A 22820-nucleotide genomic window follows, 5' to 3' on the forward strand; every position below is an offset into this window, starting at 1 on the left:
CCCACCCGACCCGAATTAAAGTCATCGGCTAGCGCCTTAAGTTCAAAATTCAAAGTTCAAAAGTCCCGTAGGGTGGGCATTGCCCACCAAAACCAGCCTGAGAAAAACGCCGCCAGATTGCCATCAAAATCAACATCCTAGACAGCGTCCATCCGAATCGAATCTCAACTGAATCCAACCGTCAAACGTCTCTCGTGTAGATCATTGCGCGCAGCGGATTCTCACTGGTGGGCAGTGCCCACCCGACCCGAATTAAAGTCATCGGCTAGCGCCTTAAGTTCAAAATTCAAAGTTCAAAATTTTCCTTTGGAGGCGATCGTGACCTCACTAACCGAAAAACAGCCCCCACAAATACGGCCTCAGAAATCTCCTCAAGCTGAGATTCGAGCCGCTCAAGATCAGCGCTTGCAGTCCGATGTCGAGGCTGTCAAAGAGCGTCATCAGTGGATTTTAGAAAAGTGCGATCGCCAACTCGACAACCAGCGCGTCATGGCCGTGGTTGCCGCAGGAAAAGGAGCCGAGCAGTATTTGCCCTACACCCTGCCTAACCTGATTAATCAAATCAGTGCCTCTGCGATGGGCCTTGACCTATTTATAGGCTTGAACAACGGCTTTGAGTGCCCTGTTTTGATAGATTGCCTGCAAAAAATTGAGACTATTCAAGTTATTCATCTGTACCTAAAAGAGCGATTTTCGATTGATCAAGCTGCCCCTATTTATGATAATTCTAAACGGACTGGAAACGAATATCGCCTGAGTCAAACTGTCTTGCCAGAACGACATCATCGCGTTTTTGTTATCCATCAGCCCGCCAGCCTCTACGCTGCTGGCAAAATCCGAATGCTGAACGATATCTACCAGTCCTTAATTCTAAAAAGCATTGCTCAAGGCTGGAAACCACCTGCATACATCATCAGGATGGATGCGGAAACGATATTTCTCAGCCTAGACGAATATTTAAACGAAAAATCGCCTACCAATGGCGTTTTATCCTGTCTTGACCATTTGAAAAACAATCCTGACTTGGACTTTCATTCCGCGATCGAGCGCTTTGTACTCTATCAGACAAAAATGATTGATGGACTGTCGGTAATGCTGCCTGCTCTTAAAGCTGACGTGCCTCCTCTTCAATGGTTTATCAGCTTGACTCACGGCAATTACAAGGGCTTTTATTGGAACCCGGGAGGTGGCACCTTTGGTAAATCCGAAGTGCTCATCAGCCTCATATCTGTAATTGCTCAACGATATCCCGGAGCCAGAATTGAAGATACTCACTCGTCAATCGTGGCCTACCATGCTGGCTTTAAACGCGGCATTTTCAAAGCAGCGGTCTTCACAAATCGTGTCCCCAATAGTGACGATATTGCCGCCGATAATCCAGCAATGAAAGCGTGGGAACAGCAGATGATGCGCTGGACTGCTGGGTCGCTTGCTCTGGAGGAGAACTATGGAAAACATAACGTGTGGTTGATGACCGATTCGAGTTTTCCGTGGAACGTTTTGCTCTTTCCTTACAGCTTTTTCAAAAGCTATTTCACCTTAGAAGACAAAAATTTATGGCGTCTTGCAACCCGACTTAAAGACCTCGTCATTGCTGCCCTTGCCTTTGACGACATTAAAGCTCAGGCGATCGCCAACAGGGATGTTCTACAGGGTGAACAGGCGAAAGCCTCTTGGTGAGGCTGAGTACAGCTTAATGATTTTGGATGAACCACCATGGAACTCAACGGAAAAACACTCTTAATTACAGGAATTGGCGGTTTTATCGGCCTGAGAACCGCTGAACTGGCTCTAGCGCGAGGCATGACGGTGAAAGGGCTACAGCGATCGCAGCCCAAAGCAGACCTCGCCCGTCAGCTAGGGGCCGATGTGATTGTCGGTTGTGTCACTGATCCAGACGCTGCGAAGGCTGCCTGTGAAGGCGCGGATATCGTGCTGCATACTGCCGCGATCGTCCGTGAAGGTGGCTCTTTGGAAGAATTCCACCAGGTCAACGTCGACGGTGCTGTCACGGTTGCCAAAGCGGCCCGTCAGGCTGGCGCAAAAACCTTTGTTCATCTTTCCAGCGTCATGGTGTATGGCTTCGACTTTCCCGATGGCGTGACTGAGTCAGGACCTTTGAGAGGCGAAAACAACCCCTATTGCCAAACCAAAATCGACAGCGAGAAAGCCGTTTTAGCCCTTAATAATCCCCCTGACTATGGCGTTACCGTCATTAGACCCGGCGATGTTTATGGACCCGGCAGTACTTATTGGGTCGTCAAGCCTTTAGAACTAATGACAAAAGGGCTTTTTATCCTTGCAAATAACGGAAAAGGAGTTATGAACCATGTATACATAGACAACCTTATCGAAGGGATTTTCTTGGCTATAGAAAATGAGGCTTACGGAGAGATATTTAATCTCACTGATGGTCAATCTACGACTTGGAAAGAGTATTTCACTCAGCTAGCAAAACTCAAAAACATTTCTCAACCTGTTGCGCTTCCAGGACCCCTATTAAAACTGCTGATTCGCCTACGTAGCTTTGCACAAACTGTTGTCGGCAAGTCTCCAGACGTCTTTCCTGATTCAGTCGATTTCATCTCTCGTCCTCATACTTACTCCATTGAAAAAGCTAAAAAGCAGCTTGGCTATATCCCAAAAGTTAGCTTTCAAGAAGGCATGAGTAGAACCCAGGTTTGGCTCAATCAACTGCATTAATGTTCTCGATTTACTGTCCCCCTTATTCCACAAAAAGATCATGCAATCTGAACAAACTCTCATCCAATCTCAAGCCCTCAGTGGCGCCGATAACGCTGTGCTCTACACTCCCGAACAGCTGCAAGTCAGACAGGCCCTTGATCTGAGTTGGGGTATGGGTGAACGGCTGATGCCAGATCAAATTGGGACAGATTCGGCAGGGCAGAAAGTCCGTGACCAACACTTTCAGCGCTATAAAACCGCCTGTCGATTTGTGAAAAACAAAAAAGTGCTGGATATTGCCTGTGGTGAAGGATACGGTAGCCACATGCTTCACCTGGCTGGAGCTGCTTCGGTAAAAGGTGTCGATGTGTTTGAGGACGCAGTCCGCCACGCCCGCTCTAAATATCAAACAGACGGTCTGGAATTTGTTCACGCTAATGCAGAAACCTTCACCTGTCCTGAGCGCTTCGACGTCGTTATTTCCTTTGAAACCATCGAGCATCTGCTCTCACCCGAAAAGTTTCTCACTCGGCTTTCGAATTTATTGACGCCTCAGGGTGATTTGTTGCTTTCCGTTCCACTGGGTGAAACCCGTCACTTTGACCCTTATCATCTTCATGCTTTCAGCCAGCAGAATGTTTTTGATTTGCTGGACAAAACTGGTTTTTCTGTAGAGCTACATCGTGTCGATGAGTGCTTTCTCAGTCGCCGTGAACTCCTTGAAAGTGGTCAGCTGCATCCTGAAACCAGTCCATCTGCCCGTAATCTATTCTTCACTTGGCGGGGCTGGAGAACGGTAACTGATTTCCTTTTCAAAGGCGGTTTTGATATTCCTCAGTTAGTGGTTTTAGCTAACAAAAGGCCAGGATAAATTCATTCCTATCCTTCTGCCTGACTGCTTTAGCCCATAACACCTCAAGGTGCTTCTAAGTTACGACAATACACGCGACTCTTCTTTCCTATAAAAAATGAACCCCCAAAGCCCATTTGCAAACGAAGTTCTTACACCTGGAAGCGAACCTATCTTTGGCGGCAATGAATTGCTTTCATTAGTCTTTGGTCGTCAAGGCAACGATACGCTCATTAGCTACGATTTCGACGAGCAGAATAACTATGATTTTGACATTGATGTTCTGTTCGGCGATTTAGAAATTGTTCCTAGTCTTATTATCGACTCTCTCTTTCAAACTCTAGCAGGTAATCCGCCTAGTGGAGGTAGCGATCGCTTCGTTCTTGGAGATTGGCAGCAGCCATATTATGTTGCCACTACACCGACAAATACCTTCACGCTCGGATTCAATGATTTTGCGGTTCTCTATGATTTCAATCCTGCTGAAGATACGATTCAACTACACGGGAATCCAGACGATTATTTCTTAGTTGATATTGGTGTTGGAGAAATTATTTTTTGGCAAACAGATTTCGGTATTCCCGATGCTATTGGATTTATTATTTCCTCACCTGAACTAGTCCTAACCCTTGAGGACGATGTTTTTCTATTCGCCGGAAACACGCCGCCTCCTGTCTCAGAACTAACTCAAATCAAGCAGTTGGGAAGTGCTGGTATTGACCTTGGTATTACGATTACCGTTGACTCTGAAGGCAGCTTTTATGTCGGTGGCGCAACGAACGGTTCTCTATTAGATGAAAATTTAGGTGCCTATGATGGCTGGCTCACAAAGTTCAACAGCGCAGGCGAAGAACAGTGGAGCAAACAATTAGGAACAGATACCTTTGAAGCTGTTTTCAACACCATTACGGATAGTGACGGAAACCTTTATGTTACCGGAACTACACGGGGTGACTTTGTTGAGCCAAAGCAAGCTGGAGGTTCAGATTTATGGATTCATAAATACGACAGTGATGGCAATCTTTTGTGGAGTCAGCAAACCGGATTCGATCTGCAATTTGACTCCTTCGATATTGATATTGATGCCGATAGCAATATCTACATTTCAGGTAACCGGGTCAAGAACAATCCCAATCCCGAAGAACTCGGGGGAGTTCCTGTTATCGATGATCCGTGGGTTCGCAAGTACGACAGCGACGGTAACTTGCTTTGGTTCTCAGAATTTGGCGTCCCTGAAACGTTCGATGAATCCTATGGGGTTGCGGTCGGTGACGATGGTCGCGTCTACGCCACTGGATGGACCCTAGGAGATTTAGAAGCCGAAAGCTCAGGATTTTACGACATTTGGGTAACGCACCTCGATAACCAAACAGGTGAGCAAATATGGATTGACCAATTTGGCAGCGAGGACTTTGAGTTTAGCTGGGACATTGAGGTTGATCAGACTGGAAACATTTACAGTACGGGCTGGACGCTGGGTCAACTGGGGGACCAAAGCTTTGGTTCCTATGATGTGTGGCTATCGAAGCATCTCCCTGATGGAACGCAGGCCTGGGTCAAACAGTTTGGCACCAGCGGCGACGATGGTTCTTTCCTTGCGGGAATGGATATTGACGCAAACGGTAATATCTTCATTTCTGGTTACACCGATGGTGATCTGGGTGGAGAAAATGCTGGCTCTTATGACTTCTGGGTTGCCAAATACAATGCCGATGGAGAGCAAACTTGGATTCGTCAGTGGGGCACTCCCTATCTTGACTATGCTACTGACTTAGTGGTTGACGACCTGGGGCATCTTTTCGTCACGGGTTTTACAGAAGGATCCTTAGGAGCCTTATCGCAAGGGGCTTATGACGCTTGGATCGCCAAAGTTGACAGCACATCCGGGCAACTCCTGGAGTTTGCCGATGCCGCTGATTCTGGCGGTGATGGGAGTATCCCTGACGGTGAGGTGGATGTTCCTACGGACAATCCTGATGATGGGACGAACAACGGTGGCGGCAATAGCCCGACGGATGGAATAGACCTGGAAGGAGACGGCAACGATACCGATGCTGAGGGAGAAGGACCCGGCACCATCGTCAGTAACGACGGTTTTCCACCTGCTGTTTCAGATGGCCAAAACGTTCGGTTTTTGTTGCAAAACCACGACGCGCCAGCAATCCACGACATGGGTTTCTTTCGAGTTGAGGATGCAGACGGACGGGTTGCAGGACTCTTGCCGGGAGAGGACGGCTATTCAGAAGCGGCCCTGGCTCAAGCCAAAACGCTATTCTCAATTCTACCTGCGGCTTCTGTGCTTCCGGGTGGAGACGAAATCAGCCGTACTCTAGCGCTGGATACAGACGATCGCTATCGCTTCTATTTGATTCACCAATATTCCTCCGATGAAGTCAAAGGCGGTCGGGCTTCGTTTGATATCGCTCAGTTTTCGACGATCAAATCAGTCTCTTTTTCTAGCGAAACGCCTCAAAACCATGTCCTGACCTGGGAAACTAGCGACACCCAGCTAGAATCAGTTTTTCCCAGCGTTGAGCTACAGGTGGCTGAGACAGACCGTGCGATCGCGATCGGTGCAGATCTTCAGGCTGACCAAGAAGGCGAACTGCTGGATTTACGAGCGTTTGTCGGTCAGACTTTGAATGCAGAATTCACGCTGAGTCGCGAAGCTCGCTACGACAATCTCATCGGCTTTTATCGGGTGGATGAAAACGGCGGCGTAGACACTGACGGTGATGGCTTTTCCGACATTTTACCTGGCGAGGATGGTTACATCGCTGCTGCTCTGCAACAAAGACTCGGCTTTGAGTTGACTGTGGACAACCGCTCTACCGCTAGCACTGAGCAGGCGCTGGCCGGCGGCTATCTGTATGCTCCTTTCATCGTTGTCGATGGTTCGACTCAAGCGCTACTCGACGACAATACGTTGAACGATCCCAAGATCTACTTCCCGTTTATGGCTGCTAACTCAGACCAGACCGATCACGTCCGCCTGTTATCGGACAATGTCTTTGGGTTTGAGGACATGGCTGGCGGCGGCGACTATGACTTCAACGACATGATTCTTGAAGTAGACTTAGCGATCGCGTGATCCCCATATCACCAGTGCTGTAACTCTGTATCTACCCTGATCCATAGGAGCCTGTAGCCAATCCTCATAAATTCCTCAAACTGTTGATCTACAGATGAGTGGAATTAGAAGTCTAAATCGCTTGTTGAGACTAATTTTTATGACTCAAGCAATCCACTCTTCTCCAGTCAAAGTTACAGGAAACGCTGATTTTATCCGTTGGTTCGACAAAATTGGTATTGATGACGTTCCCCATGTCGGCGGCAAGAATGCCTCCTTGGGAGAAATGATTCAGCGACTGACTGCAAAAGGTGTACAGGTTCCTACGGGTTTTGCTACAACAGCCTATGCCTACCGCTACTTTATTCGGCAGGCCAATTTGGAAGAGCCGCTGAAGGAACTCTTCGCTAATCTTGATGTGGAAGATGTTGATGCGCTTCGTCACTGTGGACGGCAGGCTCGCATCTTAATTTTAGAAACGCCGTTTCCCCATGACCTATCGGGGGCGATCGCCCAGGCCTATCGTCAACTCTGTGAGCAAAGCAGGCACCCAAATATAGACGTTGCGGTGCGCTCCAGCGCGACTGCCGAAGACCTGCCCGATGCTAGCTTTGCGGGACAACAAGAGACCTACCTCAATGTTCATGGCATTAAAGGTGTCTTGGAATCCTGCCATAAATGCTTTGCCTCGCTGTTCACTGATCGCGCTATTTCTTATCGCACCCTCAAAGGCTTTGACCACTTCACTATCGCCCTGTCAGTCGGGGTCCAACGAATGGTGCGCTCCGATCTCGCCACCTCCGGCGTGATGTTCTCAATTGATACGGAAACAGGCTTCAAGAATGCAGCCCTGATTACCGCCGCCTATGGCTTAGGAGAAAACGTAGTGCAGGGGTCAGTCACTCCTGACGAATACCTCGTCTTCAAGCCAACGCTGCAACAGGGATACCGTCCCATTTTGAAGAAGCGATTAGGCAGCAAAGAACTCAAAATGATCTATGACGTGGGCGGTAGTAAGCTGACCAAAAACGTCCCTGTTTCTGAGACGGATCGTCAGCGCTATGCTCTCAGCGATGATGAAATTCTGACGCTGGCTCGTTGGGCCTGCATCATTGAAGACCACTACTCTCAAGTGCGAGGCCTGCACAGCCCCATGGATATTGAGTGGGCTAAGGATGGTCTGACGCGGGAATTATTCATCGTTCAAGCTCGACCTGAGACCGTGCAATCTCAGAAATCAGAATCGGTGTTACAGACCTATCATCTTCAGACTGACGTGAAGGCGCTGACGCCTTTGCTGGAGGGACAGGCCGTGGGGGAAATGATCGGTCAGGGGCAAGCTAAGGTGATTCGCTCAGTCCAAAACATTGCTGAGTTTCAGCCCGGCGAAGTCCTGATTACTCAGCGCACTGACCCTGACTGGGAACCCATTATGAAGCGAGCCAGCGCAATTGTGACCGATCAGGGTGGCCGGACCTGCCATGCTGCAATCATCGCTAGGGAAATGGGCATCCCTGCCATTGTGGGCTGTGGCGACGCCACCGATGTGGTGCAGACCGGATCGCCAGTGACGGTGTCCTGTGCAGAAGGCGAGGTCGGTAAAGTCTATGAGGGCTTGCTGCCCTTTGAGGTCGAAAAGACTGCGATCGATCAGGTGCCGAGTACGCGCACTCAGATTTTGATGAATGTTGGCAATCCAGAGGAAGCCTTTCGCCTAGCGGCAATTCCCTGTGACGGTGTGGGACTGGCACGGATGGAATTTATCATTGCCAACCACATTAAAGCGCATCCCTTAGCGCTCCTTCAGTTTGACCAAATTAAGGACTTTGAGGCTAAACAAGAAATTGCCGCTCTGACAGCACGCTATCCTCACAAGCCAGATTACTTTGTGGAACGGCTAGCCCACGGTATTGGCACGATCGCTGCTGCTTTTTATCCCAAACCTGTTGTCATTCGCCTGTCGGATTTCAAGAGTAATGAGTACGCTAATCTGCTGGGCGGCGTGGACTTCGAACCCGTTGAGGAAAATCCAATGATCGGCTGGCGGGGGGCTTCTCGCTACACTGATCCGCGCTATCGCGATGCCTTTGGGTTGGAGTGCAAAGCTTTGGGACGTGTGCGTCACGATATGGGGTTGACCAATGTCATTCCGATGGTGCCGTTCTGTCGCACACCGGCGGAGGGCGAACGGGTACTTGCGGAAATGGCAAGCTATGGCCTCAAGCGAGGCGAAGCCGGTTTGCAAGTTTACGTCATGTGCGAAATTCCCAACAATGTTGTTTTGGCGAAGGAATTTAGCCAGATTTTTGACGGATTTTCCATTGGCTCCAATGACTTGACCCAGCTCACGCTAGGGCTGGATCGCGATTCCGCTCTGGTCGCGCACCTGTTTGATGAACGCAATGCTGGGGTGATGGAGACTGTCCGCACGGTGATTGAACGGGTAAAAGGATGCGATCGCAAGATTGGCATCTGTGGTCAGGCTCCGAGTGATTATCCTGAATTCGCTCAGTTCCTGGTCGAGCAGGGGATTGACTCCATTAGTCTCAATCCCGATTCGGTACTCAAAACAACCCTCACCATCGCTGACGTCGAACAAAAGCTTAACGGACGTTAAGAGAGAGAACCGATCCCACGTCAGGTGGGCATTGCTCACCTGACACTACCGCTAGCCGTTAGATGGAGTATTTGCAAAAGGCTTAGGAATTCTATAGCCTTAGTCCAATTTGGGAGGCAGGGGGTAGCGTAAATTCAACGGCAAGATCTAAGTAAAATGAAAGCAACAACTTTCTTGCCAGTGTCAGACAGCTTTCTGCGATGCCCTCTCCTCTTCCCGGCATGGACCCATATTTAGAACAACCAGCGTTCTGGTCCTCGTTTCATAGTCGCTTTATCGTGGCCTTGGCGGATGCGATTGAAACCCAGTTGGCTCCCGACTACTACATCGAGGTAGAAGCACGTACCTACTTAGACAATGCAATAGAGGGAGCATTAATGGGTATTCCAGATGCTGTCATTGTTTCAAATGCTCAGAAAGAGACACTGCTGCAACCTTCTGATGTAGGAGTGTTAGCGGTGCAGGTTGAGCCTCAACAGGTGGAAGTGCCCATTCCAGAAGAAGTTACAGAGCGCTATCTGGAGATTCGTGATTTGACATCGGGAGCCGTCATTACCGCCATTGAATTACTTTCACCCAAGAACAAGCGCTCAGAGAAAGGACGCATGACCTATACAGAAAAGCGGACTCAGATATTGGGAAGTGCGACCAGTCTGGTCGAGTTGGACTTACTTCGAGCTGGATATCCCATGCCACTTTCAAGTAATGTCATGCCCACTCCGTACCGAATCTTGGTTAGCCCCAGCTATCAGCGTCCCAAAGCCGACTTGTATGGTTTTGGCCTGCGGCAGCCCCTGCCTACAATCACCATTCCGCTGAAGCCTGAAGACGATGCGATCGCGATCGCTCTACAGCCTATCTTCGAGGGCGTTTATGAGCGTGGTCGCTATCAAACCCGCATCGACTATACCCAAATGCCGCCAGCTCCTAGCCTGTCTGAAGCAGATCAAGTTTGGCTGAAGGAACATCTTCACAACGTCTAATCTTCCTCATCGACGTCTTCTGTAAACTCCTCAATCGTCAGCAACGCCTCATCTGATTCAGAGGGATCCTGTCTTAAACGGTCAATCTCCTGATCAAACTGCTCTCGACCGCGATCAAAAAAGTCTGACTCAGATCTCAAGATGACGTCAATATCATCAGGAATCGGGACAGGGGGATGAGCTTCTTGAAAATCTGCCTGTAGGGGAGTTGCAGACACTATGCTGCCCAAAAGGGCGATCGTAACCCCTGTAATAAAGCGACTTAAGTCCACAAAATCCTCCTCACAAGTTTCTCAACTTGATGAGATAGCGTAGGGCCAGTTCTCATAGCTCTATTGATGACGATCTAGCTCTAAGTTAGTTCGATAGCAGTCAGCTATGATTCCTCTTTTTTGGCTTGAAACCACAATAAATCATGGGAATCGAGACAGGCACCGGGCAAGTTGTTTGGCATGATCTTTTAACGCCCTCTGTAGATAAAGCAAGGGAGTTTTATGCCCAACTCCTCGGCTGGAAATACAAAGTCGAACACACGGATAACTTTGTGTGGAGACCGGGTGAGGCTGATTACCCATTGATCTTAGCCAACGGAGAAGCTCATGGGGGGTTTGTCAATACTGGGTGGGAGATATCTCCTTGCTGGGCCGCCTATGTCAATGTTGAAGATGTTGATGCCACGACAGCAAAAGCAGAGATCTTAGGGGCAACAGTTTACCAACGCCCTTTCAACACTCCAGGAGTAGGACGCAGTGCAGTCATTCGAGATCCCCAGGGAGCTATCATCTGCTTAAACTCTCCTACCCATAACTTTCCTACTCCTAAAGGTACGTTCCTATGGGATGAACTAATGACCGCAGACCTTGAATCAGCGAGGCAATTCTATAGTGAATTGTTTGCTTGGAAGTCTAAGGACGTTGATATAAAGGAGATGAAATACGTCCTCTTTGTCAATGCAAACAACATTAATGTAGCTGGAGCAGTGCAGCAAACTAATGCCGTCGATTCTGCAATTTGGTTACCTTATCTCGCAACTAACACCATCGATTTATCAACAACAAAGGCAAGGGTACTGGGTGCAGTAGTTACGGCAGAAATTGATAGACCACATGCAGGACGGCTTAGTATCCTTATGGACCCAACGAAGGCTATGTTTGGTCTTATGCATCCATAAATGGATGAGTTGGAGACATCAGTTTGGTCCCCACGTTATCCAATCACGTGACATTCCTGTAGGCGCATATTCATCATTCAAACGAATCTGAGAAACATCCGTTCCCTGTAGATCAACGCTTTCAAAATCGACGCCATCTAAACAAGCACTGTTTATATTAGCCCGTCGAAAATTTGCTCCACTGATATCCGCTTCCGTGAGATTGGCTCCCCTCAAATCGGTTTCTTCTAAATCGGCAGCTCGCATATCAGCTCGTGTCAAATTACTACCGATCAAATCGGCTCCTGCCAAAGAGGTGCCGATTAAATTAACTCGTTCAAGGTTGGCGCCGCTCAAATCTGCACCGCTTAAATCTGCATCAGTAAAATTGGTGCCACTCAAATTTGCTCGCGTAAGATTTGCACCAGAAAGATTAGCTCCAGTTAGATCTGCACGGCTTAAGTCAATACCACTGAGGTTGTGATTGCTAAGGTCAGCGCCATGAAGATTGAGGCCAGAAAAATTGCGATCGCCTTGATTGTACTCGTGCAAAAACTGTTGAATATTCATTTTTATTGCTCCAAACCGTACCTAATCTGATCCTGAATCCTCATAAAAAACACATACTTCTCTGAGTTGGTGTTCTGACAAGCCAACACCAACTCAAATCTGAGTGCTATTTTTTGTTGAATTAAAACCAGATAATTCAATTATTGCTTGGCATTAGTCGAAGAAGTCAATTCGTTAACACAATGAAAAGGTATGTAAACGCTAGAAGGATCAACGTGAAAGACAGAATAGAGCTTGTTATGGCGCAGACCCTAATGTCTTCAACCGTTGAAAATTATGCAGCTAAAGTGAATTAGCGCAACGGTATGGTTTTGAAAAATTACTGTCATTTCTATCTTTAATCAACCTGACATTAAATGCTTATCTGTATGACCATGAAAGCGGTCTGGATTTGAGGACAGACATCAAAAAACAAATGCTAAACTTAGTGATATAAGCGAATAATTTCATTTCTCGAAAATAATTCCTGCTAAGGGGACTGGGAATTTCGAATGCCATTTTCTGACCTAAAAAGACAATTGGTGTAAAAAAGAGTTCCTGTTGAACCGGATACTAACTAGTTTGTGAAGTGACGTTCTGAAAGGCTTTACTTTTTTGTTGAACTAACTTTTTTTGTTGAGGCAATTAGAAATTAAACCCCGAGAAAATGTGCGTTTGATTGTCTGTTATCGGTTCGGTTAGGGGTTGAAAACATTCAAGAGAAAAGTTAGGAGGGGTGCCATGTCCTCTGCTGTTCAGCGCCAAGAAACGCCTGATAAATGGGTGGTCTCCACCTTGCCTGATCCCTGGAACACGCTCTCAAAGGTGAACACGATGCATCGCTACCAAAGAATCCCATTAGATCCCAGTCACGAATTGACAGGGCGGCCTGCTCGAAAAGCTATTTTGCCTGAGGGTATTCCTGAAGCGCTGAGGATTCCCCAACATACAGGACCCGTTCGTAGTGCTGTGGCAATCCTGCTGGAAGATGAACTGAAGTTAGCTAATCGAATGGATGAGCATCTGCGACACGACATTCAAGACGCGATCTCATTTATAGAGATAGCCAGCAGGCAATAGCTATGGCTTGTTCCAGCTTGAATGTCTAAGTCATAGCCACCATAGGGTTAGCCCGTAAGCTAAAAAAGCGCTTCCTAGAGGAACGGTTAGATTGTCTAATCCTAGTTTTGAAAAGGACTCTAAGAACGTCGCAAATAGGGCGGCAAGGAGAGCGATCGCGCTAACCGTCAAACCTTGCCCATATACAATGCGGAGCACGAGAAAGCAGGCGACAAAACTCACAACCAGCATCGCGCTTGTTCCCTCCCAGCTCTTCTTCATATCCCAAACCTTATAAATGTGGCGACCTAGGGATTGACCTACCAGTGCAGCCATGCCGTCTCCCCAAGTCATCGTCAAAATTCCCAAAGCTGCGAATTCAGGATGACCGTTTCCCCAAAACACAGCCGTCAGTACGCCAATGCTAATGGCATAGAAAAAGGTTCCTAAACTGGTTCGGCCAACACTATTAATTCCGGGCAAAATCGGCAGCCAGTAGGACAGTAGTGCGACGCCGCTAAAGACTATAGAAGCGGCAATTCCCATCCAGGCCGGAGTTTGTAACCACCAGGCCAGTAGAATTACGTTTCCTGCCCCGATATGAACAATCTTGCGGGTCACTTCTGAGGAAACGGATCCAGTCCAATATAAGCCTTGCGAGATTAAGCCGACTGTCCCTAACCAAAGTCCAACTAAGGCCACCTGTACCACTGGCAGTGGCAAACCTGTGAGATCTAGCAGGGCATCTCGCAATACCTTTCCTCAGTTCCGTGGAAATACTCTATCGTTTTTCATCACGCGGTTGCTCTATCCTCCTGCTACTCTGCCATCATTCTTCAACTCTTCCACTCTTTAAAAAGCGCTGTAAGTTTAAAGGGAGCACACCGCAGGAGAGGCGATCGCGCTAATGCTGGCTTACGTTCTTGCAATTGTTATCGCCATTGGCAGCTTTAGCTTTTATATGGCAGCCTTTTTCGTGCCAGAGATTCATCGTCGCCAGGATTTTTTCTGGAGTGGCTTGGGCCTGTTTTATGCCGTGGTGCTGTGGTTTTGTGCTGGACGAATTACCGGGGCAGTGCTGCTGGGACAGACTGCCAGTGTGGCACTGCTGGGCTGGTTGGGCTGGCAGACGCTGACACTGCGTCGGGACCTAACCCCTGAGACCGTTAGAACACCCGTGACAGGGGAAGATTTGCAGCGCTGGGGACAAGGGCTGCAACAGCAGCTAAAGACGTATATCAAGGTCGACTCTTTGATCAACAGCATTCAGGCTGTTTGGGCGGATGTGCGTGGGGCGGTTTCATCAATGCGAAATCGAACTGCGGGACCTAGAGGCGTCGATGTTTCATCTGATGTGCCGCCCTTGAAGCGATCGCCCGCTTACGAATTTGAGACGGCTCCGGGAGAAGGTCAATCGGTGCCTTCAGAGTTTGCCACCGTTTCCGCTCGCAGTCCTCAGCAGGGGACTACACCCATTCCAACAGAACCTCCTTCAGACAGTTCTGCCTCTTTGGAGACAGAAGAGGTCGCTGCGCCCAACGAAGGTGCCGCTCCAGCAGAGACTGTAGAAACGGCTGCGGCAGAAGTGGAAACCGCTGAAACCGAAATCGTCAGGGCCAATAGACAACCTGCGCAGGCTGCACCATTCAAGACCAGTAAGACACCACAGCGGATCACTGCGACTCAAAAGTCGTCCCGTCCAGCAATGCGTCCATCCCAGCCCGTCACTTCTGAGCCAGCCGCCCAAGGGTCGAAACCTATTCCAAAGGGTACGAAGAAAGTCAATCCTGTCGCCGGAGTAGCGGCATGGTTTGGAGATATGGCAAAAAGTTTCCGTAAGCCGAAGCCTCAACGGGCCGTGATTGAAATTCCGCGACGAGCACCGTCTATTCCGCGATCGCCGGACGCAGCGGAGGCCAAACCATCCTCCCCACCCAGACGCCCCATATCATCACAAACCGATGCTAGCTGGGTTGATGTCGGGGACGCTGATAAAAAGGACGAAAGTACAGTACCTCCAGCAGTACCTCAAATAGATAGAGAGCCTCCGCGATCTCCAGCTGATGCGATTCAAAGGACTATACAGCCGCAAGCAGCAGAGAGCGACAGCAACGAGTCTGAGTTTGAGCAAAACTGGCCGGATGAAGCATCACAAGTAGGATCCACGCCGTCTTCAACTGAGTCCTTTGATCGAGCCAGTGCAACAGAAACGAACTGGCCAGATGAAGTCCAAAATAGCCCTCCCACCTCGACGCCCGCACCGGCGACAGATGACGATGAAGAGAGCAATTGGCCCGACTAGTCATTGACTTGACGACCTTAGCCTGAAGATTTTAACGATTTTGCTGTAGCTGATTGACAGCCTACATTGCGTTGCTTGTCTAGCATCCATTTGAATTGCCCACCCGAAATTATAGGAAAGGTTTAGATCGGCAATGAGATTGAGGACCGCATATCTAGCTAGGATAGAGAGTGGACGTTAGGTTAACGACAGCGCAATGGATCTTGTAACGCTTCAGGGATGGTTGGATAATGCGGCTTTTGCCATCCTCTTTGGGACAATGTTGGTTTACTGGATTAGCGTCGCTTTTCCACGAATAACCTTTTTACCCGCTTTTGGCACAATGGGAATGGTTGTCGCTAATTTGGCGATCGCTGCCCTGCTGACAGCCCGCTGGATTGAAGGCGGCTACTTCCCCCTAAGTAACCTCTATGAGTCACTCTTCTTTGTCACCTGGGGAATCACAGCGGTGCATTTGATTGCCGAGCGCATGAGCCAGAGTTCGCTGGTGGGCACCGTCACTGCCCCCGTTGCTATGGGTATCACCGCTTTTGCTGCGCTGTCGTTACCCGACACGATGCAGGTTTCAGAACCTCTCGTGCCTGCTCTGAAATCCAACTGGCTGATGATGCACGTCAGCGTCATGCTGCTGAGCTACGCGGCGCTGATGGTGGGGTCCTTGATGGCGATCGCATTCCTTGTCGTCACCCGAGGACAGGCCGTTGAGCTACGCGGCAGTTCCGTGGGCACAGGTGGATTTCGTGATGTCAAGCTACGGCGCAACGGAGTTGCGGTCGATACATTGTCCACAACACCAGAACTCGCGACAGCAACGGCTGGGGGAGAGACCAGGAACACTGCCGTTTTGGAAAAAGTAGCGGTTCAGCCTACTGCAACGAGCACACTCATTCCTCAACGGTTGACATTAGCCGACACCTTAGACAACATCAGCTACCGCATCATTGGTCTAGGGTTTCCGCTGTTAACGATTGGCATCATTTCTGGCGCTGTTTGGGCCAACGAAGCTTGGGGATCTTATTGGAGCTGGGACCCTAAGGAAACCTGGGCACTGATCACCTGGCTTGTCTTCGCCGCCTACCTCCATGCCCGCATCACTAAAGGCTGGCAAGGACGTCGCCCTGCTATTTTGGCGGCCTCTGGCTTTTTAGTCGTCTGGGTCTGCTACCTCGGCGTCAACATTCTAGGGAAAGGGCTACATAGCTACGGCTGGTTTTTCTAGACACCGCAAAAAGCCGTCATCAAACGGCACCCATCCCCCACAGAAAAAGACTTTGGGGGATTTTGGTACGGTCCATTCGCTGACTAGCACCGCTATGCGGAATTCAAAATTCAAAATTCAAAACTCAAAACTCAAAACCAAGGCAGATGGGCTTTCCTGGCATTCCGAATGGTGAGCCTATTTCTGCCGTAATGTACTACCACTGCGCCTTACCGACATCTCCCCCTTACGTCTCACTAATTGTCCTCCAGCACTCGCAAAACCAGATCCGTCAGTTTTTGGGCAGCTCCTGGTGTTCCCCGGACCTGCTGTAAATCTTGGCGCATTTGCCCCAGCTGCTCTGGCTGATTGAGATAATTGAGCACGCGATCGCCTACGCTTTCCGCTGTCAATCTCCCCAGCAGTTCTGGTACGACCTCTCGCTGCGCCCAAATATTGGGCCACGCAAACAGTTTCTTCCGGCGGCGAATGTAGGTCAAAAACGCTCGGTTGATTAGCTTGTTCAAAGGCTTGCCAATTAAAGGCAAATTGACCAGCAGTCCCAAAATGCCGTCCCACGCATTCATGGCCTCTAGCTGTTGGGTTGGCAACAGGACCAGCATGGGGATTGCCAGAGACCCTAACTCAGCGGTGTTGGCTCCTACCGTCGTTAAACAGAGCTGACATTGACTGGTCACAGCATGGGCTGGAAAAGGACGCCAGAGGAAGATTTGAGTGCCCTGACTGGTTTTAAGATAGGGCAGGTTGTCGGACGTTTCAGGCTCGACCCAGGTGACTGTCGGAGCTTCGAAGACGGCGTGAAACGAGTTTTTCTGCGGATTGGCGTAGTCGAGTAGGGTTTGCACATCAAGGGTCGGTGCAACCGGAATCACGAAGCGGGTTTGGGGGCGTTGACTGTGCAAGTGGTCCGCGATCGCCAATAGCAAAGGCATCCCTTGAGTCAGCTTCGCCGACTTAGATCCCGGCAGCATCCCAATTAATTCAGTCTGTTCGGTCAGTCCCAGTTGCTCGGCTGCCCGTTCTTTATCGGCAATGACTGCTTGCCCATCGCTCATCAAATCGCCAACGACCGTATATTTGTGGCGAAAACGGTCAGGCGCTTGGTCAACCAGATCCTCGTTCATCACGCCAAAGGCATCAATCCAACGGGGCCAGTTTGCAAACCATTCGGCATAGACGACTGTTTTGTAGCCCAAACGTCGCCCTACAATTACAGGATAAATTTGATCGCCCCCTAGAAACAGAACAACGCCGCGATCGCGCCAATCCCAGGTCTCAGCTGTTTTTCCCCCCAGCAAAAATGCCCAAAAATGATTCGCATCTTGGACTCGGTCAATCTCTGGATACTGTCGGGCAATGTCGCCTTCGCGTCCTGTGGCATTAGGACAGGGTGAGAGAATAACCGAGATTCTGATCTCCGCTGATAAGGGAAATTGCTGTCGCACCGCAGCAACAACGGGCTTTACCCACGTCGTAATTTCTCCAGGTCCGTTAGACAGAATGACTAGATCTGCATTCATGCGCTCCCTCAATCCGCTCTTTTGCACCTGCGATGACAAACCCTGTCACCCTATTGGCCACTCACTGGAAACGACAGGGCATCGCTAACGCTTGCTTCAGCAGTTTACGATAATCACGATTGGAGACAACGTATGCGCCAAATCTAGCCAGATGGGGATTCATCATTTGGGCATCAAAAAAGTGAAAATGGCGCGATCGCAAATGCTCCACCAGCTTCACCATGGCGGCTTTAGATCCTTCAGGGATGCGATAGAACATGGACTCACCAATGAACGCGCCGCCAATGGACAGACCCAGAATTCCCCCCGCCAGTTCATCGTCCTGCCACGTTTCAAAGCTATGTGCCCAACCCGCTTGATGCAGTTCCCAATAGATACTTTTCAGTTCATCCGAGATCCAGGTCGTATCTCGATCGGCACATCCGTCCACAACCGCTAGAAAATCTCGATCAATAGCTGTTTGAAAACGCTCCTGATTGAGAACCCGCCGCAGCGATTTGGGATAGCGAAATCGGTCGTCTAAAGGAATGAGTGTCCGCTGGCGACTGGAATACCAATTTAAGCTATCGCCGTCGTCATCGGACATCAAGAAATAGCCTTTGGCATAGCCTTCAATGATGGCGGGAATGTCGTACTGAGGTAAAATCACGTCCTAGTTAGAGAGAGATCTTGGTAGGTCGTCATCAGGTTGCTTGCTTCTCCGCCTCTGCATAGGCAGCATAGACACCTTGAACGTTGTACCAATTAAGGAACACTCGTGCGACTTCTAGCGCCAGTTGAGGACGCCCAGTATCGATCAGCCATTGCAAAAGTGGAGCCAGCGTCTTTTCATTAAGTCGACCCCCTAAAGACAAAATACCCCACAGCAATCGATGTAGCCACGTCATCTGGATCATCATGCGAACGTCCCAGGTAGGATGTTTTTGGTAGAACAGAACACCCATACGGCCTCGCTGAATCTCTTTGTCAATTAGCGAAGGAACCTGATCTAGGGAAAACGGTGGATGCCAATGATAGCCGACGGCGGCAGGAACCTTCACCAAAGACAACCCCAAATTTTTGAGTCGCACCCCCAGTTCCAAATCTTCCCAGCCATAGAGTTGAAACCGAACATCGAAGAGTCCAGCCTGTTCTAGCCAGTGTCGAGCGATCGCTACGTTTCCTGTGGCAAAAAACGCTTGGGAATAATCAGTGACCTTAAACGGCTCTGAGGTCGGGTGCTCGAAATTACAGGTATTAACCACGCGACCATAGGTGAAGACGCGATCGCTGCCTTTCTCGGCATAGGCTTGCTGCAAGGCCATTCCGTGCTGATGCAGAAAATCGGGCAGCACGACAAGGTCGCTATCGATAAAGACGATAGTGTCGCCTTTCGCCACCTGCACTCCGAAATTACGGGCGATCGCCGGTCCCTTATGGTCTTGCTCGAATAAGCGAACATGAGGAAAATCAGCAGCGCTTTCCTGTAGCCAAGCCACCGTGCCATCCGTTGAACCATCGTCCACCAGCACAATCTCGTAATCCTCAACAGGATTACCCACTGGCAACTGCTGCTGCTCCATCGCGCGCAGACACTTCTCCAAAATCGGTTTGCGATTGTAAGTCGGAATGACAACGCTGATAAACACAGCACACCTCAAGCCAGCAATCCAATCCTACTCTAGTTGCTGTAGCGCACCTTATGGGTGAAAACCAGAAAGCCCAATAGTACGGTGGTCAGCAATTTTTGATCAGCCAAAATTCCATAAGTCTGAGACAATATATGGCTTGTGAGTTTCGTAGGTACTGGGTATGGGTCGAGCAGAGAGAGTCGTCTTAGCGTATTCAGGTGGGGTTGATACGACCGTATGCATTCCCTACTTAAAAAACGAATTTGGGGTCAAGGAGGTCATTACGCTGGCCGCCGATTTGGGCCAGGGAGAAGATCTAGAACCTATTCGTCAGAAAGCCCTTAAGGCTGGAGCATCGGAATCGCTAGTAGTCGATGCGAAGAAAGCTCTAGTAGAACGCTATGCAGTACCGGCTATCAAAGCCAATGCCCTTTACGAGAATCGCTATCCTCTATCGACTGCGCTAGCCCGTCCTCTCATTGCCAAACTTCTAGTTGAGGCGGCAGATCAATGTAGTGCCGACGCGGTGGCCCATGGCTGCACAGGCAAGGGCAACGATCAGGTCCGATTCGACGTTTCTATTGGGGCATTGAATCCCAATCTTAAGGTCCTGGCTCCGGCGCGGGAATGGGGCATGAGCCGAGAAGAGGCGATCGCCTACGGTGAGCAATTTGGCCTCACTTTCGCAGTCAAGAAATCCTCTCCTTACAGCATTGACTATAATCTGTTGGGCCGCAGCATTGAAGCTGGCCCCTTAGAAAATCCTTGGACTGAGCCATTAGAGGAGGTGTTTGCCATGACCAAGGCGATCGCCGATACCCCCGATGAGCCCGAGTACGTTGAAGTTGGCTTTACCGCTGGTGAACCGACCTGCCTCAATGGACAAGAGATGTCTGCGATTCAAATGCTGACCGAGTTGAACGCGATCGCGGGCAATCATGGCGTCGGGCGTATCGACATGATTGAGAACCGTTTAGTCGGCATCAAGTCCCGCGAAATTTATGAAGCGCCTGCCTTACTCTTGCTGATCGCTGCCCACCGAGATTTAGAGAGCCTGACGCTGACTGCTGATGTCACTCAATACAAGCGCAGTATTGAAGAAACCTACAGCCGCCTAGTTTACAACGGCCTTTGGTACAGCCCTTTGAAGTCTTCTCTAGATGCCTTCATCGAACATACTCAGATGTTTGTCTCAGGAACCATACGGATCAAGCTGCACAAGGGTAATGCTCAAATTGTGGGGCGACAGTCTGAAAACGCACTTTACAGCGAGGAACTCGCCACCTACGGCGCAGACGACCAGTTCGACCACCGAGCCGCTGAAGGGTTTATCTACGTTTGGGGGCTGCCTACCCGCGTTTGGTCTGAGAGATTGGGGGATGAGGCTTAGGAGTTTGAGCTTTAAGTTTTGAGTTTTAAGATTTGAATTCACAATTCACAATTCACAATTCACAATTCAAAACTCAAAATTTTGTGACCTTTACCAACTCAAAATTTGAGGAGAGACTACCAACTCCGTAGGGAACACGATATCTCTCCTCTCACTCACCCAACAGAGCAGCTAGCAGAGCTTTCTGAGCATGCATGCGATTTTCGCCTTCCTGCCAAATCCGAGATTGCGGACCTTCCATGACCTCATCCGTGATTTCTTCGCCCCGATGGGCGGGTAAGCAGTGCAAAACGATCGCCGCTTTATCTGCGATCGCCAACAGCTCTTGGTTGACTTGGTAGGGCTGAAAAATGGGGATACGGCTCTCCGCCAGATCCTCTTGTCCCATACTGGCCCAAACGTCGGTGTACAGGACCTGAGCACCCTCAACGGCTGCTTGGGGATCCTCCGTGAGGGTAATTGTGCTGCGATCGCCCGCTAGTTTTCGGCCCGTTTCGACAATCTCAGCATTGGGGGCATAGTCCTTGGGCGTAGCGACACGAACGTTCATGCCCATGAGAGCACATCCCAGAATTAAAGAATGGGCCACGTTGTTGCCGTCGCCGAGATAGGTCAAGGTAAGCCCTGACAAATTGGCCTGGAAAGCTTCTTGAACAGTCAGCAGGTCTGCCAGAACTTGACAGGGATGCTCCCAGTCCGTTAGAGCGTTGATGATAGGCATCTTGGCATAGTTGGCAAAGGTATGAAGCTCTGTTTGGTCATAGGTCCGGACGGCGAGGATATCGAGATAACCGTCCAAAATTCTGGCCGTATCTTTGATCGGCTCGCCTCGATTAATCTGAGTCAGGCTCGTGTTGAGATCTAGCACCTGACCACCCAAACGCCACATGGCTGAAGCAAAGCTAACGCGAGTCCGGGTTGAAGACTTGCGAAAGAGTAGCCCTAAAATTTTGCCAGAACAGTTAGCCGTAACTTCACCTGTCTTGAGCTGAGCTGCTAGCGTCAGTAGATGCGTCATTTCCTGCGAGGTAATATCAGCAATGCTGAGAAAATCTCGACCCTTTAACCCTGTCATTTGCTTCTTGCCTGCGTTTTGAAACTATAAAGCTACCAAACTTTCGACAGTTGTACGGGTAAATGTTTACGCTCTAGAACAGTGACGTCACCAAGGTGCTGTAAAAAAATGGGCTGGTATAACCGACAGGTCTTTCCACGGTTACTTGACTGGGTGATGGCCGGTGAGCCATTTGTCACTTACCGAAAACAAGTCCTAGCCAATGTTGAAGGTGAGGTTTTGGAGATTGGGTTTGGGACCGGGTTGAATTTGGCCTACTATCCCGAAGCTGTGTCAGCACTGACGGTTATTGACCCTAATCCCGGGATGTCCGCGATCGCTCAACCGCGCCTTTCAGCTAGCGATCTGTCAGTTACGAGTCAATCCCTTCGTGGCGAAGCCCTTTCAATGGCAGATAATACGTTTGACTGGGTGGTGAGTACCTGGACGCTGTGCAGTATTGAGAATATTGATCAGGCCCTGTCGGAAATTCAGCGAGTCCTTAAACCGGGCGGCAAGTTTACGTTCATCGAACACGGTCGCAGTCCTGAACCCGGCATCCGAACTTGGCAGCACCGCATTACCCCACTTCAGAAGCGCATTGCAGATGGCTGTCACCTAGATCGGGCGATCGCTGACCTCGTAGAAGACTATTTGACTCTAGAGAGCTTGGAGACCTTCTATGCTCCAACCATGCCTAAAATCAGCGGTTACTTCTACCAAGGCATTGCCACTAAGCTCTGCTAGCGTCTCCTTTGCCCT

Annotated in this window: 19 protein-coding genes; 12 read left to right on the forward strand and 7 right to left on the reverse strand. The window is 49.6% G+C overall.

From position 1 onward, the window contains the following. Window positions 1-204 precede the first annotated feature (204 nt). The 6 genes from PN498_RS09190 to PN498_RS09215 all read left to right on the forward strand — a co-directional run bounded on the left by PN498_RS09190 (window position 205) and on the right by PN498_RS09215 (window position 10205). Complete coding sequence (locus PN498_RS09190) at window positions 205-1680, forward strand: hypothetical protein (protein ID WP_272062426.1); 1476 nt, start codon at window positions 205-207, stop codon at window positions 1678-1680. Window positions 1681-1716: 36 nt separating this feature from the next. After that, on the forward strand, window positions 1717-2703 hold the full coding sequence (locus PN498_RS09195; RefSeq protein ID WP_272062427.1) for an NAD-dependent epimerase/dehydratase family protein: 987 nt from the start codon (window positions 1717-1719) through the stop codon (window positions 2701-2703). 40 nt (window positions 2704-2743) lie between these two features. Next, the gene (locus PN498_RS09200) at window positions 2744-3556 is read left to right on the forward strand and encodes a class I SAM-dependent methyltransferase (RefSeq protein ID WP_272062428.1); all 813 of its coding nucleotides are present in this window, start codon (window positions 2744-2746) and stop codon (window positions 3554-3556) included. A gap of 97 nt (window positions 3557-3653) precedes the next feature. After that, on the forward strand, window positions 3654-6626 hold the full coding sequence (locus PN498_RS09205) for an SBBP repeat-containing protein (RefSeq protein ID WP_272062429.1): 2973 nt from the start codon (window positions 3654-3656) through the stop codon (window positions 6624-6626). Window positions 6627-6765: 139 nt separating this feature from the next. Further along, window positions 6766-9222: a phosphoenolpyruvate synthase gene (gene ppsA / locus PN498_RS09210; protein WP_272062430.1), complete on the forward strand. Its 2457-nt coding sequence runs from the start codon at window positions 6766-6768 to the stop codon at window positions 9220-9222. A 200-nt stretch (window positions 9223-9422) separates the two neighbouring features. Beyond that, on the forward strand, window positions 9423-10205 hold the full coding sequence (locus PN498_RS09215) for a DUF4058 family protein (protein WP_272062431.1): 783 nt from the start codon (window positions 9423-9425) through the stop codon (window positions 10203-10205). Here the strand turns inward: PN498_RS09215 and PN498_RS09220 are convergent. Continuing rightward, entirely contained in the window at window positions 10202-10477 is a 276-nt protein-coding gene (locus tag PN498_RS09220; RefSeq protein ID WP_272062432.1) for a hypothetical protein, read from the reverse strand. The genes PN498_RS09215 and PN498_RS09220 overlap by 4 nt on opposite strands. Before the next feature lie 143 nt (window positions 10478-10620). On the opposite strand from PN498_RS09220, the gene PN498_RS09225 reads away from it, so the two are divergent. Beyond that, on the forward strand, window positions 10621-11376 hold the full coding sequence (locus PN498_RS09225) for a VOC family protein (RefSeq protein WP_272062433.1): 756 nt from the start codon (window positions 10621-10623) through the stop codon (window positions 11374-11376). A gap of 18 nt (window positions 11377-11394) precedes the next feature. On the opposite strand, the gene PN498_RS09230 is transcribed toward PN498_RS09225, so the two are convergent. Next, window positions 11395-11925, reverse strand: a complete 531-nt coding sequence (locus tag PN498_RS09230; protein WP_272062434.1) for a pentapeptide repeat-containing protein — start codon at window positions 11923-11925, stop codon at window positions 11395-11397. Between the two features lie 720 nt (window positions 11926-12645). On the opposite strand from PN498_RS09230, the gene PN498_RS09235 reads away from it, so the two are divergent. After that, window positions 12646-12984, forward strand: a complete 339-nt coding sequence (locus PN498_RS09235; RefSeq protein WP_272062435.1) for a hypothetical protein — start codon at window positions 12646-12648, stop codon at window positions 12982-12984. Window positions 12985-13014: 30 nt separating this feature from the next. Here PN498_RS09235 and PN498_RS09240 read toward each other — a convergent pair whose 3' ends face one another. Further along, window positions 13015-13716, reverse strand: a complete 702-nt coding sequence (locus tag PN498_RS09240) for a diacylglycerol/polyprenol kinase family protein (protein ID WP_272062436.1) — start codon at window positions 13714-13716, stop codon at window positions 13015-13017. 154 nt (window positions 13717-13870) lie between these two features. Between PN498_RS09240 and PN498_RS09245 the strand changes: the two genes are divergently transcribed. Both PN498_RS09245 and ccsB read left to right on the forward strand, forming a co-directional pair. Next, the gene (locus PN498_RS09245; protein WP_272062437.1) at window positions 13871-15265 is read left to right on the forward strand and encodes a Ycf66 family protein; all 1395 of its coding nucleotides are present in this window, start codon (window positions 13871-13873) and stop codon (window positions 15263-15265) included. Between the two features lie 196 nt (window positions 15266-15461). Further along, window positions 15462-16484, forward strand: coding sequence for a c-type cytochrome biogenesis protein CcsB (ccsB, locus tag PN498_RS09250; protein ID WP_272062438.1), 1023 nt, complete (start codon window positions 15462-15464; stop codon window positions 16482-16484). A 236-nt stretch (window positions 16485-16720) separates the two neighbouring features. On the opposite strand, the gene PN498_RS09255 is transcribed toward ccsB, so the two are convergent. The 3 genes from PN498_RS09255 to PN498_RS09265 all read right to left on the reverse strand — a co-directional run bounded on the left by PN498_RS09255 (window position 16721) and on the right by PN498_RS09265 (window position 19632). After that, a complete protein-coding gene (locus PN498_RS09255; RefSeq protein WP_272062439.1) occupies window positions 16721-18004 on the reverse strand; it encodes a lipid-A-disaccharide synthase in 1284 nt (427 codons plus the stop codon). Window positions 18005-18065: 61 nt separating this feature from the next. Continuing rightward, a complete protein-coding gene (aat, locus tag PN498_RS09260) occupies window positions 18066-18653 on the reverse strand; it encodes a leucyl/phenylalanyl-tRNA--protein transferase (protein WP_442951409.1) in 588 nt (195 codons plus the stop codon). A 34-nt stretch (window positions 18654-18687) separates the two neighbouring features. Then, window positions 18688-19632 (reverse strand): glycosyltransferase family 2 protein, encoded by a 945-nt coding sequence (locus PN498_RS09265; protein ID WP_272062440.1) that lies wholly within the window; start codon window positions 19630-19632, stop codon window positions 18688-18690. 163 nt (window positions 19633-19795) lie between these two features. Between PN498_RS09265 and PN498_RS09270 the strand changes: the two genes are divergently transcribed. After that, a complete protein-coding gene (locus PN498_RS09270; RefSeq protein WP_272062441.1) occupies window positions 19796-21004 on the forward strand; it encodes an argininosuccinate synthase in 1209 nt (402 codons plus the stop codon). Window positions 21005-21155: 151 nt separating this feature from the next. Here the strand turns inward: PN498_RS09270 and argF are convergent, their stop codons facing one another. Continuing rightward, entirely contained in the window at window positions 21156-22079 is a 924-nt protein-coding gene (gene argF / locus PN498_RS09275; protein ID WP_272062442.1) for an ornithine carbamoyltransferase, read from the reverse strand. Between the two features lie 108 nt (window positions 22080-22187). Here argF and PN498_RS09280 point away from each other — a divergent pair, with 108 nt between their 5' ends. After that, window positions 22188-22805: a class I SAM-dependent methyltransferase gene (locus tag PN498_RS09280; protein WP_272062443.1), complete on the forward strand. Its 618-nt coding sequence runs from the start codon at window positions 22188-22190 to the stop codon at window positions 22803-22805. Window positions 22806-22820: the final 15 nt, after the last annotated feature.

The sequence above is a fragment of the Oscillatoria sp. CS-180 genome (assembly GCF_028330965.1).
In the GTDB taxonomy this organism is placed as follows: Bacteria; Cyanobacteriota; Cyanobacteriia; order Phormidesmidales; family Phormidesmidaceae; genus Halomicronema.

Bases quoted from the DNA above. Each gene is read 5' to 3' on its own strand.
- PN498_RS09205 (WP_272062429.1), top strand. From the start codon at position 3,654: ATGAACCCCCAAAGCCCATTTGCAAACGAAGTTCTTACACCTGGAAGC.
- PN498_RS09200 (WP_272062428.1), top strand. From the start codon at position 2,744: ATGCAATCTGAACAAACTCTCATCCAATCTCAAGCCCTCAGTGGCGCC.
- argF (WP_272062442.1), bottom strand. From the start codon at position 22,079: ATGACAGGGTTAAAGGGTCGAGATTTTCTCAGCATTGCTGATATTACC.
- PN498_RS09225 (WP_272062433.1), top strand. From the start codon at position 10,621: ATGGGAATCGAGACAGGCACCGGGCAAGTTGTTTGGCATGATCTTTTA.
- PN498_RS09195 (WP_272062427.1), top strand. From the start codon at position 1,717: ATGGAACTCAACGGAAAAACACTCTTAATTACAGGAATTGGCGGTTTT.
- PN498_RS09230 (WP_272062434.1), bottom strand. From the start codon at position 11,925: ATGAATATTCAACAGTTTTTGCACGAGTACAATCAAGGCGATCGCAAT.
- PN498_RS09255 (WP_272062439.1), bottom strand. From the start codon at position 18,004: ATGAATGCAGATCTAGTCATTCTGTCTAACGGACCTGGAGAAATTACG.
- ccsB (WP_272062438.1), top strand. From the start codon at position 15,462: ATGGATCTTGTAACGCTTCAGGGATGGTTGGATAATGCGGCTTTTGCC.
- ppsA (WP_272062430.1), top strand. From the start codon at position 6,766: ATGACTCAAGCAATCCACTCTTCTCCAGTCAAAGTTACAGGAAACGCT.
- PN498_RS09270 (WP_272062441.1), top strand. From the start codon at position 19,796: ATGGGTCGAGCAGAGAGAGTCGTCTTAGCGTATTCAGGTGGGGTTGAT.
- PN498_RS09280 (WP_272062443.1), top strand. From the start codon at position 22,188: ATGGGCTGGTATAACCGACAGGTCTTTCCACGGTTACTTGACTGGGTG.
- PN498_RS09215 (WP_272062431.1), top strand. From the start codon at position 9,423: ATGCCCTCTCCTCTTCCCGGCATGGACCCATATTTAGAACAACCAGCG.
- PN498_RS09245 (WP_272062437.1), top strand. From the start codon at position 13,871: ATGCTGGCTTACGTTCTTGCAATTGTTATCGCCATTGGCAGCTTTAGC.
- PN498_RS09235 (WP_272062435.1), top strand. From the start codon at position 12,646: ATGTCCTCTGCTGTTCAGCGCCAAGAAACGCCTGATAAATGGGTGGTC.